This is a genomic window from Pirellulales bacterium, from assembly GCA_035499655.1.
Lineage (GTDB): Bacteria > Planctomycetota > Planctomycetia > Pirellulales > JADZDJ01 > DATJYL01.
Map to the genome: position 1 here is coordinate 16,437 of DATJYL010000216.1, position 15,081 is coordinate 31,517.

Consider the following 15,081-nt stretch of genomic DNA (forward strand, 5'->3'; position numbering starts at 1 on the left):
AGTTGCGTTCTCAACAAGTTGTGCCAATCGCATCCGATCATGAAATCAGAGCATGGTAATTGCTTTCGTGCAAGTTGAACTGTTTCATTCAGAACAAAAAGTGCGCAATTTTCGTGGCAATTTTCCTGATTTTGTCAGCAAAATTCATCAATTTTTTTCCAGCCTGCCGCTTCTTCGCCATCGAGCCGCAAGGTGAGGCATTTGGCGCTGCCGCCGGCTTTCACAAATTCGTCGAGCAGCGTATCCTGCGGCGTGAAGCCGCGCTCGCGCAGGGCGGCGTGCAATTGCGGGCAACCAGTGTTGGTGGTGACCGTGCGGCCGACCACGACGGCATTGCAAGCGAAGCGGCGTGCTTCGTCGGGCTGCACTTCGATGAGTTCGGGAATGTGGGCCTGCAACGCGGCGCGGCCGTAATCGTCAAAGGCGGGGGAAAAATAAATTGCCTGCGTTGGCGAAAGCGGGCAAAAACAGGTGTCGAGATGATAGTAGTACGGATCGACCAGCTCGAGCGGAATCACACGGCAATTTAACATCTGGCCAATTTGTTGATGACCGCGGGCATGGCTGCGAATGCGATAGCCGGCGAAGAGCGTGTCGCCGCAGAACAGCGCGTCGCCGGCCCCTTCGAAGTGCAAATCTTCGGGGACGTGGCGGATTTCGAAGCCGTGCTCGCGGAGCCAGGCTTCGTCGTACGGCACTTCGCCCTGGCGTTCCGGATGACGGAAGCGGGCCATGACGGCGGTGTTGCGGTAAACGAGCGCCGCATTGGCGGTGAACACCAAATCGGGCAAGCCGGACTGCGGCGGGAGCAATTCGATGGTGGCGCCGGCCTGCTCCAGCAATTTTTTAAGCGCCGCCCATTGCCCCACAGCCGCCAGCTTGTCGCTTTGCCGTTGGCGGCTCATCCAGGGATTGATTTCGTACTCGATCCCATAGAAGTCAGGCGGACACATGAGGATGCGAGGCATGGAGGTAATGGCGGAGCGTGTGGTTCCAAGCGAGAGTTAGGGAATGTCATTCACGACGTCGATTTTTCCATGATTTCCAAATCTTCCACCAGGGCGCGGAGAAAGGGTTCGACATCGGTGACGAGGCCGACGGTTTGGAACGAGCCGCGGTCGCTAAGTTTGATGACCGTCGAGGGATTGATGTCGACGCAGACGACTTTCACCCAGGCCGGCAGCAAATTGCCCACGGCCACGGAGTGCAACGTGGTGGCAATCATCAGGCAGAAGGAAAGGTCGCGGATTTTTTCCCGCATTTGCCGCTGCGCTTCCAGTGAATCGGTAATGACTTCGGGGAGCGGGCCGTCGTCGCGGATGCTGCCGGCGAGAAGAAAATCAACGCCGTGCTTCACGCACTCATACATAATGCCGGTGCGCAAGACCCCCTGCTCCACCGCTTGGCGGATGCCGCCGGCGCGGCGGATGCGGTTGATGGCGCGCAAATGATGCTCGTGCCCGGCTTCGGCCAAGTCGCCCCGTTCCAGATGGACGCCCAGGCTGGTGCCGAACAGCGATTGCTCGATGTCGTGCGTGGCCAGCGCGTTGCCGGCGAACAGTTTGTGAATGTAGCCGCGGCGAATTAGCTCGCACACATAGGGCCCACTGCCGGTGTGAATGATGGCCGGGCCGCCCACGAGCAGCGATTTGCCGCCGGTTTGTCGGGTGTGGAACATTTCCTGGGCGATTTGCCGAATGGCGACGCCTTTGGGCTTTTCTGTAGAGACGGCGCTGTTCATGAATTCGAACGAATGCCGCTCCAATTTTCGCTCTTCGGGAAACACGCGCACGCCGGCGTGGCCCACGACCAGCGACATTTCGCGGCGGACATCGGTCATGGCGATGCAGCGGGCGGTGGCTATTTTTCTCGCTGCTGTTGAAGATGCGGCGCGAGCCGGCGCAGAAGATAATGCAGCGGCCGGTTCGATCACAATGCCGCAGTCCATTTCTTGATCGGCTACGGGAATCCAGTGTCCGCCCAGGCGGACTTCGGTCCGTTGATTGGTGGTGCTGTAAAAGCCCTCGGGGAATGCACCATCGATATCGGCCGGCTCCAGCCGGGCATCGTGGAGCGCGGTGGGGACTGCTCCGTGATCGGCGATTTGCCCCAGAATTTGCGAGAGGGTATCCGCGTTCGGCGCTTGCACTTCCAACAGTGCGTAGCTGGCATCGGTGCGGCTTTGGCCGATGACGATATTTTTGATCTGGAAAGCGCCGCCGCCGGCCATAATGACGTCCAAAATTTTTGGCAGCAGCAGGCTGTCGATAATGTGTCCGCGGACCTCCACTTCTTCCACGCATTTCGGGTGAGCGGCAGTTGCAGCGGCGGTTCGAGTGGATTGATGATTCATGCAGTGCCCGGAGAGGTCAGCGATCGGAGTTCGGTGGCCAGCAGTGAAGTAGGTGGTGAGTGTTCGGAGGCGATCAAGAATGGCATGCAATTGTACGTCGATTTTGTCCAATCGAACAATTGCGCCATCCACTTAGCGAGATTGCCGAGCATTCCAGCGATTCCAATCGCGAAGTGCGTGCCAGCGGCGGGCAGCCCATCTTCCCAGCTTGCGGCACTGGCCTTATACTGACATGTGCAGGCAACAATGCCTCGCCACCACCATAACCCATTCAAAATACAAGGCCGCGGCTCCCATGCTTTTTTGGGAAGCTTCAGCGGCAGATTGCACTACAGGAACCTCTATGAGCGACAATCCGAACGATCCCTGGCGGTCGTTAGCCGACGAACTGGGAGTTCAGCCCGGCGACGAAAGCGCCGCTCCTCCGCCGGCGTCCAGTCCGGCGAAGGCGCCGCCACAGCGGGCAGCGTCGACTTCCGCCCACCAAGCAGCGCCGCCGAAAAAAATGAAACCCGATTGGAATGCTTTGGCCGGAGAGTTGGGTGTCGAAGCGCCGCCGGAATCGGAAACGACGCCGCATGACCCCGTAGCGGAATTACTTGGTTTCCCGCCGCCTAGTGCTTTGCCGCCGCAAGCAGAACGTGACCAAGGTCGCCGCGAGAAAGAATCGTATGGCGAGGATTACGACGAAGAACAGGTCAACCGGCCTGCCGCACGAGAACACTGGCGTGACGAGGCCGACGAACAACAGGTGCGCAAAGATTTCGACGATACTAAGCCCGTTTACTATGACGAGCCAACCGAGGGCAGCAGTTCTCGAGAACGTCCACAAGGGGACGAAGAGCGCAGTTTCCGTCCAAGCAAGCGTCGTCGGGGCCGTGGAGGTCGGGGCCGCGGCGGTCGAGATCGAGGTGGCGATCGTGGCGGTAGTGATCGAGCGAGTGGCGATCGAAGCGGCGGCCGAGCGAGCGGTCATCGAAGGAGTGAAGGAGGTGGGAATCGGACGGGCGGGCAATACCCTGGCCGCGAGCCGTACGATGATCGAGGTTATCACGAGCGTGAGCCGCATGCCGATCGTCCGCTTGATCAAGAAGCTACGGAGGGCCCTGCATCGCCGGCCGGTGAATCAGGCGATGCAAATCTGCAGCATACCCGGGACGAGCAGTCGCAAAGGCGTCGTCGCCGCCGTCGACGAGGGCGCGGTGGGCGCGACCGTGACGAACAACGTCCACGCAGTGCGGCAGGAGATTCCGAACGGCCGGAGGACCACGATCTTCCGTTTCTGGAATTGGTGTCTGAGGAAGAATTAACCGCCGACATTGAGATGCCTGGGGGTGATTTCGCTTCCGTCGACAACCTACATGAGGGGCCGCACGACGCCGAATCTGTTCATCCCGACGAAGAGCTTTCACGGGAGCCGGCCGGCGGTGGGGATGAAATGGACGACCACGACGAGGAAGGCCTTTCCGATGGGGATGAAAATCACGTCGGAAAAACTTCGGTGCGCGACATCGTCACCTGGAAAGAGGCAATCGGCATGATTATCGAGGGGAACTTGCAAACCCGCTCCCATGCGCCGAGCCACGGATCGCATCACGGGTCGCACAACTCGCGGGGCCCGCGGGGCGGGCACGGCCGTGGTGGCCGAGGCCGTGGGGGCCGGCGTCGGTGAGGCACGATTGCCGTCTGCAGCGGCGGCGACTGAAAAGGGTATTCAGCAGCACCATTCCGGGGTTCGGCCTATCGAGCGCCTGCGGAACCAACAGCGGCGCTTGATCCCGGGCATCCAACGGTTTGCGGTGAGAGAGACCTGCTGCCCGGCCGCCACAACACTTCCCGATTGGGCGACGAGCCTGCATCAGAATTGGGCGTGCTTCGGATCGGATCGGGGGAGTTCGCGCAACCGATCGCGCAAGGGAAACTCATCCTGCAACGAATCGCTCGATTCGTCCGGCAACAGGCTGACATCGGCGCGCTGGTCGGCCCCCAGTTGTGAGACGTACAAATTATCGTGGGCGCCGGCGCGATTGCTGTGGTCTGCGGGGGTGCGTCCAGTTTCGGTCCTTTCGGCGAACATTTCCATGCGCTGGGCGACGGCGTTGAATTCATCGGCCAGTTCGAACCAGTAATCTTCGTCACGGAAGCGGAGGAGGGATACGTTTTCACCCGCCGCCAGCCGCCGCAGTTCACGCCGTAAACGATAGACGGGGCCGGTGAACCTGTTGCTCAGTTTCATAATGTCGTAAACCAGCAGCGGCAAAATCAGCAAGGAGACGACCGCAGTGGGCAAGAAAAACCGCCACGCATCGAGGAAGAATTGATACAACGGCTGGTCCGGTCCGGTGAGCAGGCTCCAGGCCAACAGCGCCAAGGCGATGGTCAGCACGCAACAAAACCAGTACTCGACGGCGCGCAACATCAGCGCGCCTTGCACTTTGCGGTCCACAAATAATCGTTTGCGAATACGCATTGGAATTTCCTCCCTCGATTGCGCTGGGACGGCCCATGACAGCTGGAAGTGACCGAAGAGCACGTCTCAATTTTCGGTCGGCTGGTGGCGCACGTCCCCCACATACAACGTAGCTTGCTGGCGGGCGTCAGGCCGTGGTTGCTACTTACGGGATGCGGGGGAAATGGACGGAAAACATCCGGTGCGAAACCGTCCGGCAATAGAGGTTGCACAATCGATATAATTGCGCGCCGGCTGCGGCAAAATTAAAACGTACCAAATGAGGGGGTTGGTGATTATTTGATCCATTCGCCGGCCCCCACACACCCGGGGCGCACGAATTCACCAACTTGTTCAACGGAGGGCGATCGTCCGTTGCAACGGACGCAGCACGCTTTCGACCACGTACTGATCGACCACATCCTGGCAGACGCGGGCCAAGTTATCGACCACTTGCACAAACGTCAGGTCCGGCTCCAAGCTGCCGTACTGCCGGGCGGTGACGTAAACGCTGAGTTGTTCCTCAGGATATTCGCCGGTGCGAATTTGAAAAGCATTGGTGCGGTTTTCCACGCTAACGCGCACTTGGGTGCGGCATCCTTCATCCAAGGACAATGTTAGCGAGGGTTCGAAATTAATCACGCTCCCGCCGGGGAGTTCCTGCAGCCGTTCCATGGCTGGACAGACCCCCAGGGCTTCCGCCACCAACTGGTTGTGGTTGCCCCGGTAAGTGAAATCGAAGCCAAACAATAGGTCCAGCGCCTCGCAATCCAGGGGACTGACCGACAGCATGAAGGGCGCCATCTCCAGTACCAGCCGATGTTGCTCCAGCGCCTCTTCCACGGAGGCCGGATTTACCTGGCCGGAGCACAGCCGTCGCGGTTCCACGGTGGCCCAGCGATATTGGGAGCGGTCCTTGTCTTCCTCCAGGACAAAATCGCGCTTATCGCGGCAATAAAACTTCCGCATGGTGGGATATTTTTTTTGAATCCGCTCGAAATAATGGAGCACCGTTTCGCGCTGCTGAGGGAGCTCCATCTCCGTGCTGAGATTCATGTTGATGTAGAAATCATCGGCCAAAGCAGCGTATTTAGTCATCGCGAAGTTGCTCCTGGATGCACGAGATGAGAACTTCCATGGGCGAGGAGCGGCGGTGGTCGAGAACTCGATGGCGGTCTGTATTACTTAGCGGTAAATCAGTATCAGATTGCAGCGTTCAGTATAAATTGTACCGCCGGACGCTGTCAAAGGCGTTCTGATCGCTGCCGGACGCCGGGGGTTGCGCCGCCGCCAAAAATCTTCTGCTTTCCGATCCGGCGGCTTTACAGGCCGCCGACCGCCGCTATACTGTCCAGGTGTTCATTCAATGCTCGGTTCTGTGGCAAATATCGAAGCTAAAATCGCATCGCCATTCATCGGACAGGGAGGGATATACCATGCATGACGAACTCACTACTTTTCGCACGCCTTTGGGCTGGTGCGCTATGTTGGGCCGCGGACACCAATTGCGGGCCCTGACGTTTGGCCATCGAAATGCAGACGGCGCCTTAGCGGCTTTGGAGGGCAAAATAGTGGCTGGTGCTCGATGTTCGGCGTGGAATCGGAGTCTGGCCCAGCGTTTGGTTGCTGCCTTAGAGGGCGAGCCCGATTTATTTACCGATGTGGATGTAGATTTGACTCATCTCACACCGTTTTCGCGCAAAGTGACGGCAGCTTGCCGCCGTATCCCGTGGGGTGAAACCCGCACTTACGGCGAATTAGCGGCTACGGCTGGAAGGCCCGCCGCTGCTCGAGCCGTGGGGCGAGTGATGTCGCAAAATCGCACTCCGCTGGTGGTGCCGTGTCATCGGGTGATTGGCAGCACCGGCCGGCTCGTTGGGTTTTCCGCCCCGCAGGGGATTGCGCTGAAGCGCAGGTTGCTGATGCTGGAATCGGCGGCATTGGTCGGATGCTAGTACGGTTGAACGGCAGGAAGCCATTAAGATTGTGAAAATCGTCGAGAAATCTGGCCTAGAATTGATTCGGTTCCTCGACAACAATATCGCCCCTTGCCCGCCAGTCGAATCCCACCTGTCGGAAGTGGATTGTCGCTTCCGTTTTACCCACCCAACCGTTTGCCCAATCACGGCATGCTTGCCGACGCTCAACAATCGCCGCTACCTGATTCGTGCATTCTGCAGCGCCGCTCCGACGGCGCGGTGTTGGTGCGCGTTCCTTCTCGCCACCGCGGAGCGGCTCCGCTGCCCGATGCCGTGTTCACGTTCCGGGCAGGCGATCCGCAATTCGATTTCTGGCACCAGCAATTAGCCCAGCAAGAATCGCAGCAGCAGTGAAGGCTGCAGCTTACCACTGGCGCCAGACAACGGGCTAGATGGGAGAATGTCGCGCTGGTTTACGGGCCGTGATGCTGCAATTGTTGCGTATAGGTTCCGATGCCCTGCAAAACCGCCGCGGGCACAAGCATTTCTAAGTCGATGTTTTGCGAATCCATTTGTGCGGAAAAGCCGATATCCGGCGTGCTGGGAAACGGCGGCAACTGAAAGGGCATTTGCGGCATCATGGTTTGCATCATGTGTGCCGTAAATTCCAGATAGCCCGAGGGGCTAACGAAGGCCCGCCATTGGGCGTTTTTGGGCAACAGGGCGACGGTAGTTTTTACATTGACATCGGCGCCGAGCGAGGTATCGGGCGATTTGACCGCTTCGAGAACGGTTTTCAAATTTTCTGGTTCTCCCCAGGCCATTACCACGGTAGTCGGATCGGCCGCGGTCATATAAGTTATCAACTTTCCCTCGCTGCCGAAGAGCGACTTCACAAACGCATTGGCTTGGGGCGCGGCGGGATTTTGCTGCTGCATACTGTTGAATACGTTGGTCATATCAGTGGTGACTTCCACGACGGGCGTGCCATCGAGTTCCGATTTGCTGACTTCGTAACTGGGCATCGTCGGAATATGCAATTTTTGCAGCAGTGCGGCGTAAGTGGTCAGGGAAGATTCATAGTTTTGTAAACGGCTTTGCGCGTTTTCCACGCGCATGACGGCAAACATTTGCGAGTACATGGATTTGCCCGCGGGGGGCACGCCCATCACAAACGCCATCGACTTGCCGCCTTGCATCATCTTCTGTAGGGCATCGGCAAGTTGTTTCCAATCGTCGTCGCTGATTTTAACGTCGGGTTGTTGGGCGGCCGTGGCCTTGAGCGTGTTCAAGCTAAAGGTGGAAAGCCAATCTTGCAGGCGCGGGCCCATCGTTCCATCGACGGCAGCCAAAAACGGACCCGCCGGCAGTCCGGCCAAAGGCATAGTTCCGGGGGGCGATAAATTGGCAGCCGCTTTGGACAATTCGCCGCCGCCGGCCAAACAAACCCGGCTGGCGATGTGCACCGTATGGTCATCGTCAATTCGCAAGCCGACGCCAATTTGCGAGGCTTCCTTTTCCGCCATCGGGATTATCTGCGCGAGCATATTTTCCATCTGGCGTGCGGAAGTTGGGACCTGCTTTTTTTCGAAGGCGTTAATGCCGCGCTGAGCGCGATCGAGGAACAATTTGACTCCGCTAGGGGTCATGAGATATGCCAAATCTTGCTGCAGCGCCCAACTTTTTAACGGGGCGATGGTATTGGACATTTCCGCCTTCCGTTGCAACACGCTCTGTAATACTTTGCGCTGGTCGTCGGTAGCTTTCACGAACACCGCAAAGCCATTTTTTTGAGCGACGTATAATCCCGGAGTTTGTGGAACACGCACCAGGCTGATGCCCTGGCCTTGATCTTGCGGCGAGTATTGCCCAATCAGTTTTTGATAATCGTCGGCAGCGACGATGCCCAGGACGGCGCCGTAATCGTCATCTCCCTTGACCGGACCCACCAGTGCCAGCACCAGGGGACCGTCGTCTTTTAATCCGTCTTTCAAACCGATCATGCTGCGGCCCAACATGACTGTGGACGGAATGGGCATTTGCAGCGGCCCACCCAGCCCAGAGATTTTGGCATCCAGCATGCTCAGTTGCGGCACGACCAGGGCGGCCAGCGTTTCGTCGGGCAAGATTTCCAGAGCGGCCGAGGCACTGGCAGCAGCTCCGCCTTCCGCGGCACGGGCGGCTGCGCCGCAAATTGGCCCCGCCAATGTAAGCCAAAGGGCTAGGTGCGACGCGGAAAAAAGAATTCGTTGTGGCATGGGAGTTTGTCCTGATATGGAAAACAGCCGGAGAACAAAAGGATTGCAATGCTCGTTGATCCCCTGGCGCTGCCGACACGTAAACCGTGCAAATTAGACCAGCATCGGGCAGGTATTTCAATTGGCCCGGCGCGAACAAAGCGGGGTTTCAGCGCCTCGATTAAGATTCTGAAATGGTTTGAAAACGGAGAAGCAGGCATCACCTGGGCGAGTTCGCATGGCGATGATTCGGTGATCTTAGGCCCACGTTTTAATCGGGCATTGCAGGCTTTTCGCCGGGTCTGATATGATTCAGTGTTTTACTTGCACCCCTAGCTCAATTGGATAGAGCATCGGTCTACGGAACCGAAGGTTACAGGTTCGAATCCTGTGGGGTGTACTGCCAAGTAAGTTCTGCGAAACGCTGAGACTGGGCATCTTCTCCTCAGAGGCCGCGGTGAAGCACGGCACAACGTGCAACGGCTTTGCCCAATAAATCATGTCAAGCCACTAAATCGGGAAGCGGTCTGACGTTGCAGTCGCAAGCATTTGTGCATGCAAAGGACTTTTTGGGCAAAGCTGGTGAGGGATACGGATTGCCGCAAAACCGCGGATGGTTGGGCTTTGCTCTTTGGAAAACGAAAATCAGTCGTTACTGTTTCTGCCCTACTCCGGAGCTCAGCCGTTTCAGGGTGAAAGCTCAGCCAATTCAAGGCAAAGTTCGACAATTCCAGGCGCAAGTTGCAGCGGTCTACCTGATTGCGTAGCGAGCGCGAGATGACTTTCGTTGAACTTACAGGCAAATCTGTCGGGCAAGTCTATGCTGACGCACAAGCGATTGGCGCTGAAACACATATTGCACACGGCTCAAATTGTTGGCAATGCGCTGATCGGGTATTTGTTTCTCAAAGTGCTGGCGAATCGCTTTGGCACATCGGCGGAAAAAGATATTTTCGACGTGGCCTACTCGATCCCGTTTCTGATTTTGAACGTGGGCGGGCTGGGCTTTGCACACGCCGTCATTTCGTCGTACTTCGCCAAAACATCGGTCACCCGGCCACACCGTTGTGGGCCGTTGTTCGCAACCACGGTAACCGGCGTGTTTTTGGTTTCGGGCTTGATGGCATTATCCTGCGCTTTATTTGCCGAACCGATTAGCACCTTGATGGCGCCTGGCGCCGCGCCATCGTTACAGGCCGAGTTATGCGAACTAACGCTATTGCTGCTGCCGATTGTGTTCAGCTTTAGTCTGTGCACATTATTTAGTGCTGTTTCCATTGCGCACGGCGTGCCGCTGAGCAGCGAACTGGGACCGTTGATTGCGCGAGTGGTGGTGCTGTCTGGATTGATTCTTGGCCTGGTTGCTAACAGCCTTCGCCAAATTGCGTTGGGCTTGGCAGTCAGCAGCGTGCTGGGCTTGGCCGTGCAGTGGGTTCTATTGCATCGCACGACCAACTTTCGAGTGCGGGTGTCGCTGGATTTCCGCGATCGCGATTTTCGACAGATGATGGGGCAGGCGATGGGTTTCTTTGTGGCTGCCTGTGTCGCGCAGGTCAGCATGACCTATATGCGCCGCATGGCGATGATGGACAACGCCGGCACCAATGCGGCCCTCACCTACGCTCTTAGTCTGTTGGTGCCGCTGGGCTTGTTCGTGGGCAAACCCCTGGCGATGGTGACGGGACCGCATTTCGCGCGGACCTTTGCCCAAGGTGATACCCGGAAAGCCCGAGCGATATTTGATCGAGCCGTTTTGGGCTGCCTGACGATTGGCCTGTTGGCGGCATTGGCCGGAAACATGATGGCGGAACCCGTGATCCGCCTGTTTTATGGCGGGGGGCGTTTCGATGATCGGGCGGTGCATGCCACGGCCGAGTTGCTGGGCTGTCTGACGTGGTCGCTGCCTGGCAGCATTGTGCTGTGGGCCGTGTTGATGCCGATGATTTCGGTCAGTCGGACACACCGTCCGTCGATGATTTACATCGGCGGTTATTTGTTGCAACTGGCATTCATGGTGTTGTTTTACCCGGTGTGGGGAAGATTTGCGCTTGCTTGGGGTTACACGCTGGCCTCGACCACGCAAGCGCTACTGGCGTGGTTTGTCGTATATCGAACCATTGAAATGCCCATGGGTGAGGTGCCCCTTGAACCTGCTTGCTAGAATTTACCGCCGCTTGAATTGGCGGTATGTTCATCGCACGGCCTGGGTTCGAGGGCACGTGCAACTGGGGCGTGCGGTGCACATTGGCCCGCAGGCGGAATTGTTAGCCCGGCGAAGCGAACAGATAACGGTTGGCGACGGGACGTTCATTTTGAAAGGGGCATTGCTCCATCCGTACGGCGGCTGGATTTCTGTGGGTCGCCACGTGGGCATCAACCCGTACTGTGTGCTCTATGGACATGGGGGCTTGGAAATTGGCGACAACGTGCTGATAGCCACCTCCTGCGTATTGATTCCGGCGAATCACAAATTCGATTCGTTGGAGATTCCCATTAACGCGCAGGGGTTGACGACGCGCGGCATTCGCATCGAAGACAACGTGTGGCTGGGCGCCCGGGTGACGGTGCTCGATGGCGTTACGATCGGCACAGGCGCCGTGATCGGCGCGGGCGCCGTGGTGACACGCAATATTCCGCCGTTCAGCATTGCGGTAGGAGTACCGGCTCGAGTAATTGGCCAGCGATCGGGCTTCTCGACAAGCGAAGGCCGATCCCACGGTTTAAAACTTTCCGTCAATTCAGCTGGTTAGCGAACGTAGGTTCGGTCTTCTGATGCGGGGCGATGATTACTTTCAAACGAACGGCTACCCTGTAAGAGGCAGGTTTCAGCAGCTTGCTCTTGCGAAAACCAAAGCACGGCGAAGGGAACCAGCAGTGCATCAATGAACGCCCCCTTGTACACTTCCGGCCCCGCTCGAATGAGCGTGGGGAGGTAGGCTGAGAAGGACAGCGCCGCATAGCTAAAAAAAAGCCGCGCAGCCGGGGAACGGTATCGATCCAGCCGCCGTGATGCTGCAAATAGCCGACTCCAAACCCAGCCTAACAACACACCGCCCAACAGGACGCCGGGGGGTCCAAAATTCAAATACCATCCGGCGGCATGATGGATGGAATATCCTTGGCCCGCCGCAGCTTGAACCGAGACGGCGTAATGGGTGTAAATGTCCGAGGGACGGTCCGGCCAAAGATTGCGTGGGACCACGGAGGCCACCAGACTTACGAGACTGGAACCGTAGGTCAACGGGACTTCATAATGCAGGCAGCCATACAGGGACATGTGGCTGGCAAACGCTTCGTTGCTGGAGATGATGTGGCCTAGCGCATCAAACACGTTCTCGGTGCTGATCAGTTCCTGCACGTCATTTGGTGCAGCACCACGGACGAAATCAATGAATGCCACGCCGGCGAAGGCGGCAATGCTCAATCCCCCCAGCAGAAATTTACGGGGTTGCAAATCGTTGGCCAGATAAAACAACACGCCGGTGACGAGCGCCACGAATAATTCGTTTTTGTTTCCCAAGATCAAACAAAACACGAACATGGCCGATAGCAGCGCCGCGTAGGCCAACAGGATGCCGGGTCCACCGGGCCCAAGCACCATCCGCACGTTCTTCCCCGAAACGAGCACCGCCAGCCCGATGACCGCGGGGAACAGCGCCAGGCGGTTGAGCGTAGCATGCAGCGTAAACAAAGAAATCACATCGTAATCGGTCTCTCCACGCGTAACCAAATAAGCAGAGATATTGTTGCTGGACGCAAATTCCAAGCTGTCTCGAATGAGGAAGTAGCTGACCAATCCGGCCAGCCCGCACAGGATCAATAGTTTATTGTGGGAAATGCGGATTAACCGTTCCGTCGGCAGCGGTTTAGGCAGTGGAGAGCAAGGCAAACACCACAGCAATGTTATTTCTACGGCAATGACGAACAGTCCGAGATATACCAGTGCTTGGAAATAATCGCCATCGAGATCGACGGGGAACATTTTGTCGAATAGGTACTGATAGTGCATGCCACTGTCGCCGCCGCGCAGATCGAACACCAGCGACCATGCCCCAAAGAGGGACCAGTAATACAGAAAGCCGATGCCCAGCAGGATGGCAATCGATTTGGTTTGTCGCCACAGCAACAGGGCGAATCCGCCGATCACCAAAGTCAGCGTGGCAAGGAGAGCGTAGAATTCCATTTCTCTATCTCACAGAAAGCAGTCGGTGAGTCGCAAATACGGCCAAGCGAAATACGGGCAGATGTCAAGCAGCCAACCGAAGCTGCGCGGGCTTTGGGAAATGGAACTCGGGAATAAGTTTGCCCAACTCCGCGGCAATGGCAGCGAAGGGTTCTTCGGTAATCGCGGCTAATCGCTCCACGGCGGCCACGACCGCATCGGCATCGACGGGTTCTTGTGAGGCGACCATAATTTTGGGATGCCGCGTGGGCAAGTGCTGCTCGCCATAGGAATGCAGCTCCTCGAACAGCTTTTCGCCGGGGCGAACGCCGGTGAATTCGATCTCGATGTCCTCGCCCAAACGCAGGCCGGAAAGACGGATCATGTCGGCGGCGAGGTCGACAATTTGGACCGGCTCGCCCATATCGAGGGCAAAAATTTCGTGGGCCTGCCCGATGGCCGCGGCCTGAATGACCAATTGAGAAGCCTCGGGAATGGTCATAAAAAATCGCTGCATGGCGGGATCGGTGACTGTGACCGGTCCGCCGCGGCTGATTTGCTCGCGAAAAATCGGCACCACGCTGCCGGCGGAGTCCAACACGTTGCCGAAACGAACCGTGATGAACCGGCAGGCGGAGTTTTTGGCAACGGCCTGCAAGTACAGCTCGGCCGTGCGTTTGCAGGCGCCCATGATGCTGCTGGGCCGAACGGCCTTGTCGGAGGAAATCATTACGAATGAATCGACCGCAAACTCGTCAGCCAAATCAGCCAATTCGCTGGTGGCCAGGACAATGTTTTTGACCGCTTCGCCGGGATTGCTCTCCATGAGCGGAACATGCTTGTAGGCCGCGGCGTGGAAAATGATTTCCGGACGATGCTGTGCCAACAGCGCCCGCATGCGGCGGCGGTCGGTAATATCGGCCACGCAAATTTCGATGGGGCAAGCGCTGTGTTTGACAATTAATTCTCGTTCGAGATAGAACTGTCCGTTTTCCCAGCGATCGACCAGCACCAATTTGCTGGGGGAAAAGTTCAAGAGTTGCCGGCAAATTTCGGTGCCGATGCTGCCGGCGCTGCCGGTAACCAGGATGACACGATTGTCGATAAATTGGGAGATATGTTGCAGATCGAGCTCCACGGGCTCGCGGCGAAGCAAATCTTCGATCGATACGGGACGTGGCTGGAATGAAACATGACCGGTTAACAGTTGTTCGTAACTGGGCAACACGGTGACACGAACCTGGTCATTTTGGCAGTCTTCAATAAGCTGCCGGACCTGCCGGCCGGAGAGAGCTCCTGCCACGATCAGCACTTCCTTCACCGCGTGTTGATGAACCAATAATTGGGTTTCGTCGAGCGTGCCGCGAACGGGAATGCCATCGACGCGCATGCCGACGTGTTGCGAAGAGCAATCGAGAAAACCGAGGACCTGATATTTCAATTGCGAGCTGTAACGGAGGATGCGCAGCAACGCTTCGCTGGAAGAATCGACCCCGGCAATAAACGTGCGGATAATCTTTTCCGACGGCGGCCGCGAACCCAGCCGCTCCCGCACCAGACGCAAGGCGACGCGTAGGCCGCTTACGGTCAAAATGGTTCCGCTTAAATCCAACAGTAACACACAAATTGGGATAGCAGGTTGGGAGGATTGCAGTTGGTCGATCAGGCAAATGGCGGCCGTGCTTCCAGCGGCGGCTTTAATGATGGCCAGCAATTCCTGCAGCGTAACATGGCGGCTCCAGTGCCGATAGACGTGAAACAGTCCGAAGAAAGCGAGTTTGACGGCCACGATCCAGGCGAGCGTTGCGGTGAAAACGCGCGTTTGCGGACGATCCAGAAATGGGCCGAATCGCAGCCAATAGGCTACATAATATACCGCGATAAAGAGGGGCGCAAGGACGCTTAAGCGCAGAAGATTTCGTAGCAGTCGGCGTTTTAACACGATGGCCCCGTCGAACATG

Annotated in this window: 13 protein-coding genes and 1 tRNA gene; 7 read left to right on the forward strand and 7 right to left on the reverse strand. The window is 57.4% G+C overall.

Features of this window, described 5'->3' with window-relative positions; genetic code table 11:
- Positions 1 to 134: 134 nt before the first annotated feature.
- Together VMJ32_16820 and VMJ32_16825 are read right to left on the reverse strand one after the other, a co-directional pair.
- The gene (locus VMJ32_16820) at positions 135 to 968 is read right to left on the reverse strand and encodes an arginine deiminase-related protein (protein ID HTQ40688.1); all 834 of its coding nucleotides are present in this window, start codon (positions 966 to 968) and stop codon (positions 135 to 137) included.
- Between the two features lie 50 nt (positions 969 to 1,018).
- Positions 1,019 to 2,353, reverse strand: coding sequence for a TIGR00300 family protein (locus VMJ32_16825; protein HTQ40689.1), 1,335 nt, complete (start codon positions 2,351 to 2,353; stop codon positions 1,019 to 1,021).
- Positions 2,354 to 2,696: 343 nt separating this feature from the next.
- On the opposite strand from VMJ32_16825, the gene VMJ32_16830 reads away from it, so the two are divergent.
- Entirely contained in the window at positions 2,697 to 4,025 is a 1,329-nt protein-coding gene (locus VMJ32_16830; GenBank protein ID HTQ40690.1) for a hypothetical protein, read from the forward strand.
- 186 nt (positions 4,026 to 4,211) lie between these two features.
- On the opposite strand, the gene VMJ32_16835 is transcribed toward VMJ32_16830, so the two are convergent.
- Together VMJ32_16835 and VMJ32_16840 are read right to left on the reverse strand one after the other, a co-directional pair.
- Entirely contained in the window at positions 4,212 to 4,823 is a 612-nt protein-coding gene (locus VMJ32_16835; protein ID HTQ40691.1) for a hypothetical protein, read from the reverse strand.
- A gap of 333 nt (positions 4,824 to 5,156) precedes the next feature.
- Positions 5,157 to 5,900: a hypothetical protein gene (locus VMJ32_16840; protein HTQ40692.1), complete on the reverse strand. Its 744-nt coding sequence runs from the start codon at positions 5,898 to 5,900 to the stop codon at positions 5,157 to 5,159.
- 338 nt (positions 5,901 to 6,238) lie between these two features.
- Here VMJ32_16840 and VMJ32_16845 point away from each other — a divergent pair, with 338 nt between their 5' ends.
- Both VMJ32_16845 and VMJ32_16850 read left to right on the forward strand, forming a co-directional pair.
- Complete coding sequence (locus VMJ32_16845; GenBank protein HTQ40693.1) at positions 6,239 to 6,757, forward strand: methylated-DNA--[protein]-cysteine S-methyltransferase; 519 nt, start codon at positions 6,239 to 6,241, stop codon at positions 6,755 to 6,757.
- Positions 6,758 to 6,886: 129 nt separating this feature from the next.
- Complete coding sequence (locus VMJ32_16850; protein HTQ40694.1) at positions 6,887 to 7,135, forward strand: hypothetical protein; 249 nt, start codon at positions 6,887 to 6,889, stop codon at positions 7,133 to 7,135.
- A gap of 59 nt (positions 7,136 to 7,194) precedes the next feature.
- Here VMJ32_16850 and VMJ32_16855 read toward each other — a convergent pair whose 3' ends face one another.
- Positions 7,195 to 8,979, reverse strand: coding sequence for a hypothetical protein (locus VMJ32_16855; protein ID HTQ40695.1), 1,785 nt, complete (start codon positions 8,977 to 8,979; stop codon positions 7,195 to 7,197).
- Positions 8,980 to 9,027: 48 nt separating this feature from the next.
- Between VMJ32_16855 and VMJ32_16860 the strand changes: the two genes are divergently transcribed.
- From VMJ32_16860 to VMJ32_16875, 4 genes are all read left to right on the forward strand, one after another.
- The gene (locus VMJ32_16860) at positions 9,028 to 9,264 is read left to right on the forward strand and encodes a hypothetical protein (protein HTQ40696.1); all 237 of its coding nucleotides are present in this window, start codon (positions 9,028 to 9,030) and stop codon (positions 9,262 to 9,264) included.
- Between the two features lie 20 nt (positions 9,265 to 9,284).
- Positions 9,285 to 9,358: transfer RNA gene (locus VMJ32_16865), tRNA-Arg, on the forward strand.
- 420 nt (positions 9,359 to 9,778) lie between these two features.
- Positions 9,779 to 11,119, forward strand: coding sequence for a lipid II flippase MurJ (locus VMJ32_16870; protein HTQ40697.1), 1,341 nt, complete (start codon positions 9,779 to 9,781; stop codon positions 11,117 to 11,119).
- Positions 11,103 to 11,708, forward strand: coding sequence for an acyltransferase (locus VMJ32_16875; protein HTQ40698.1), 606 nt, complete (start codon positions 11,103 to 11,105; stop codon positions 11,706 to 11,708). Before VMJ32_16870 ends, VMJ32_16875 begins: the two co-directional genes overlap by 17 nt.
- Here the strand turns inward: VMJ32_16875 and VMJ32_16880 are convergent.
- Positions 11,705 to 13,141 (reverse strand): hypothetical protein, encoded by a 1,437-nt coding sequence (locus VMJ32_16880; protein ID HTQ40699.1) that lies wholly within the window; start codon positions 13,139 to 13,141, stop codon positions 11,705 to 11,707. The two genes, VMJ32_16875 and VMJ32_16880, sit on opposite strands and share 4 nt — an antisense overlap.
- 64 nt (positions 13,142 to 13,205) lie before the next feature.
- The gene (locus VMJ32_16885) at positions 13,206 to 15,080 is read right to left on the reverse strand and encodes a nucleoside-diphosphate sugar epimerase/dehydratase (protein ID HTQ40700.1); all 1,875 of its coding nucleotides are present in this window, start codon (positions 15,078 to 15,080) and stop codon (positions 13,206 to 13,208) included.
- Position 15,081 lies beyond the last annotated feature (1 nt).

What these genes read in the sequence shown, in the direction of transcription:
- VMJ32_16820 (HTQ40688.1), bottom strand. Translation starts at nt 968, where the DNA reads ATGCCTCGCATCCTCATGTGTCCGCCTGACTTCTATGGGATCGAGTAC.
- VMJ32_16825 (HTQ40689.1), bottom strand. Translation starts at nt 2,353, where the DNA reads ATGAATCATCAATCCACTCGAACCGCCGCTGCAACTGCCGCTCACCCG.
- VMJ32_16830 (HTQ40690.1), top strand. Translation starts at nt 2,697, where the DNA reads ATGAGCGACAATCCGAACGATCCCTGGCGGTCGTTAGCCGACGAACTG.
- VMJ32_16835 (HTQ40691.1), bottom strand. Translation starts at nt 4,823, where the DNA reads ATGCGTATTCGCAAACGATTATTTGTGGACCGCAAAGTGCAAGGCGCG.
- VMJ32_16840 (HTQ40692.1), bottom strand. Translation starts at nt 5,900, where the DNA reads ATGACTAAATACGCTGCTTTGGCCGATGATTTCTACATCAACATGAAT.
- VMJ32_16845 (HTQ40693.1), top strand. Translation starts at nt 6,239, where the DNA reads ATGCATGACGAACTCACTACTTTTCGCACGCCTTTGGGCTGGTGCGCT.
- VMJ32_16855 (HTQ40695.1), bottom strand. Translation starts at nt 8,979, where the DNA reads ATGCCACAACGAATTCTTTTTTCCGCGTCGCACCTAGCCCTTTGGCTT.
- VMJ32_16860 (HTQ40696.1), top strand. Translation starts at nt 9,028, where the DNA reads ATGCTCGTTGATCCCCTGGCGCTGCCGACACGTAAACCGTGCAAATTA.
- VMJ32_16870 (HTQ40697.1), top strand. Translation starts at nt 9,779, where the DNA reads ATGCTGACGCACAAGCGATTGGCGCTGAAACACATATTGCACACGGCT.
- VMJ32_16880 (HTQ40699.1), bottom strand. Translation starts at nt 13,141, where the DNA reads ATGGAATTCTACGCTCTCCTTGCCACGCTGACTTTGGTGATCGGCGGA.
- VMJ32_16885 (HTQ40700.1), bottom strand. Translation starts at nt 15,080, where the DNA reads ATGTTCGACGGGGCCATCGTGTTAAAACGCCGACTGCTACGAAATCTT.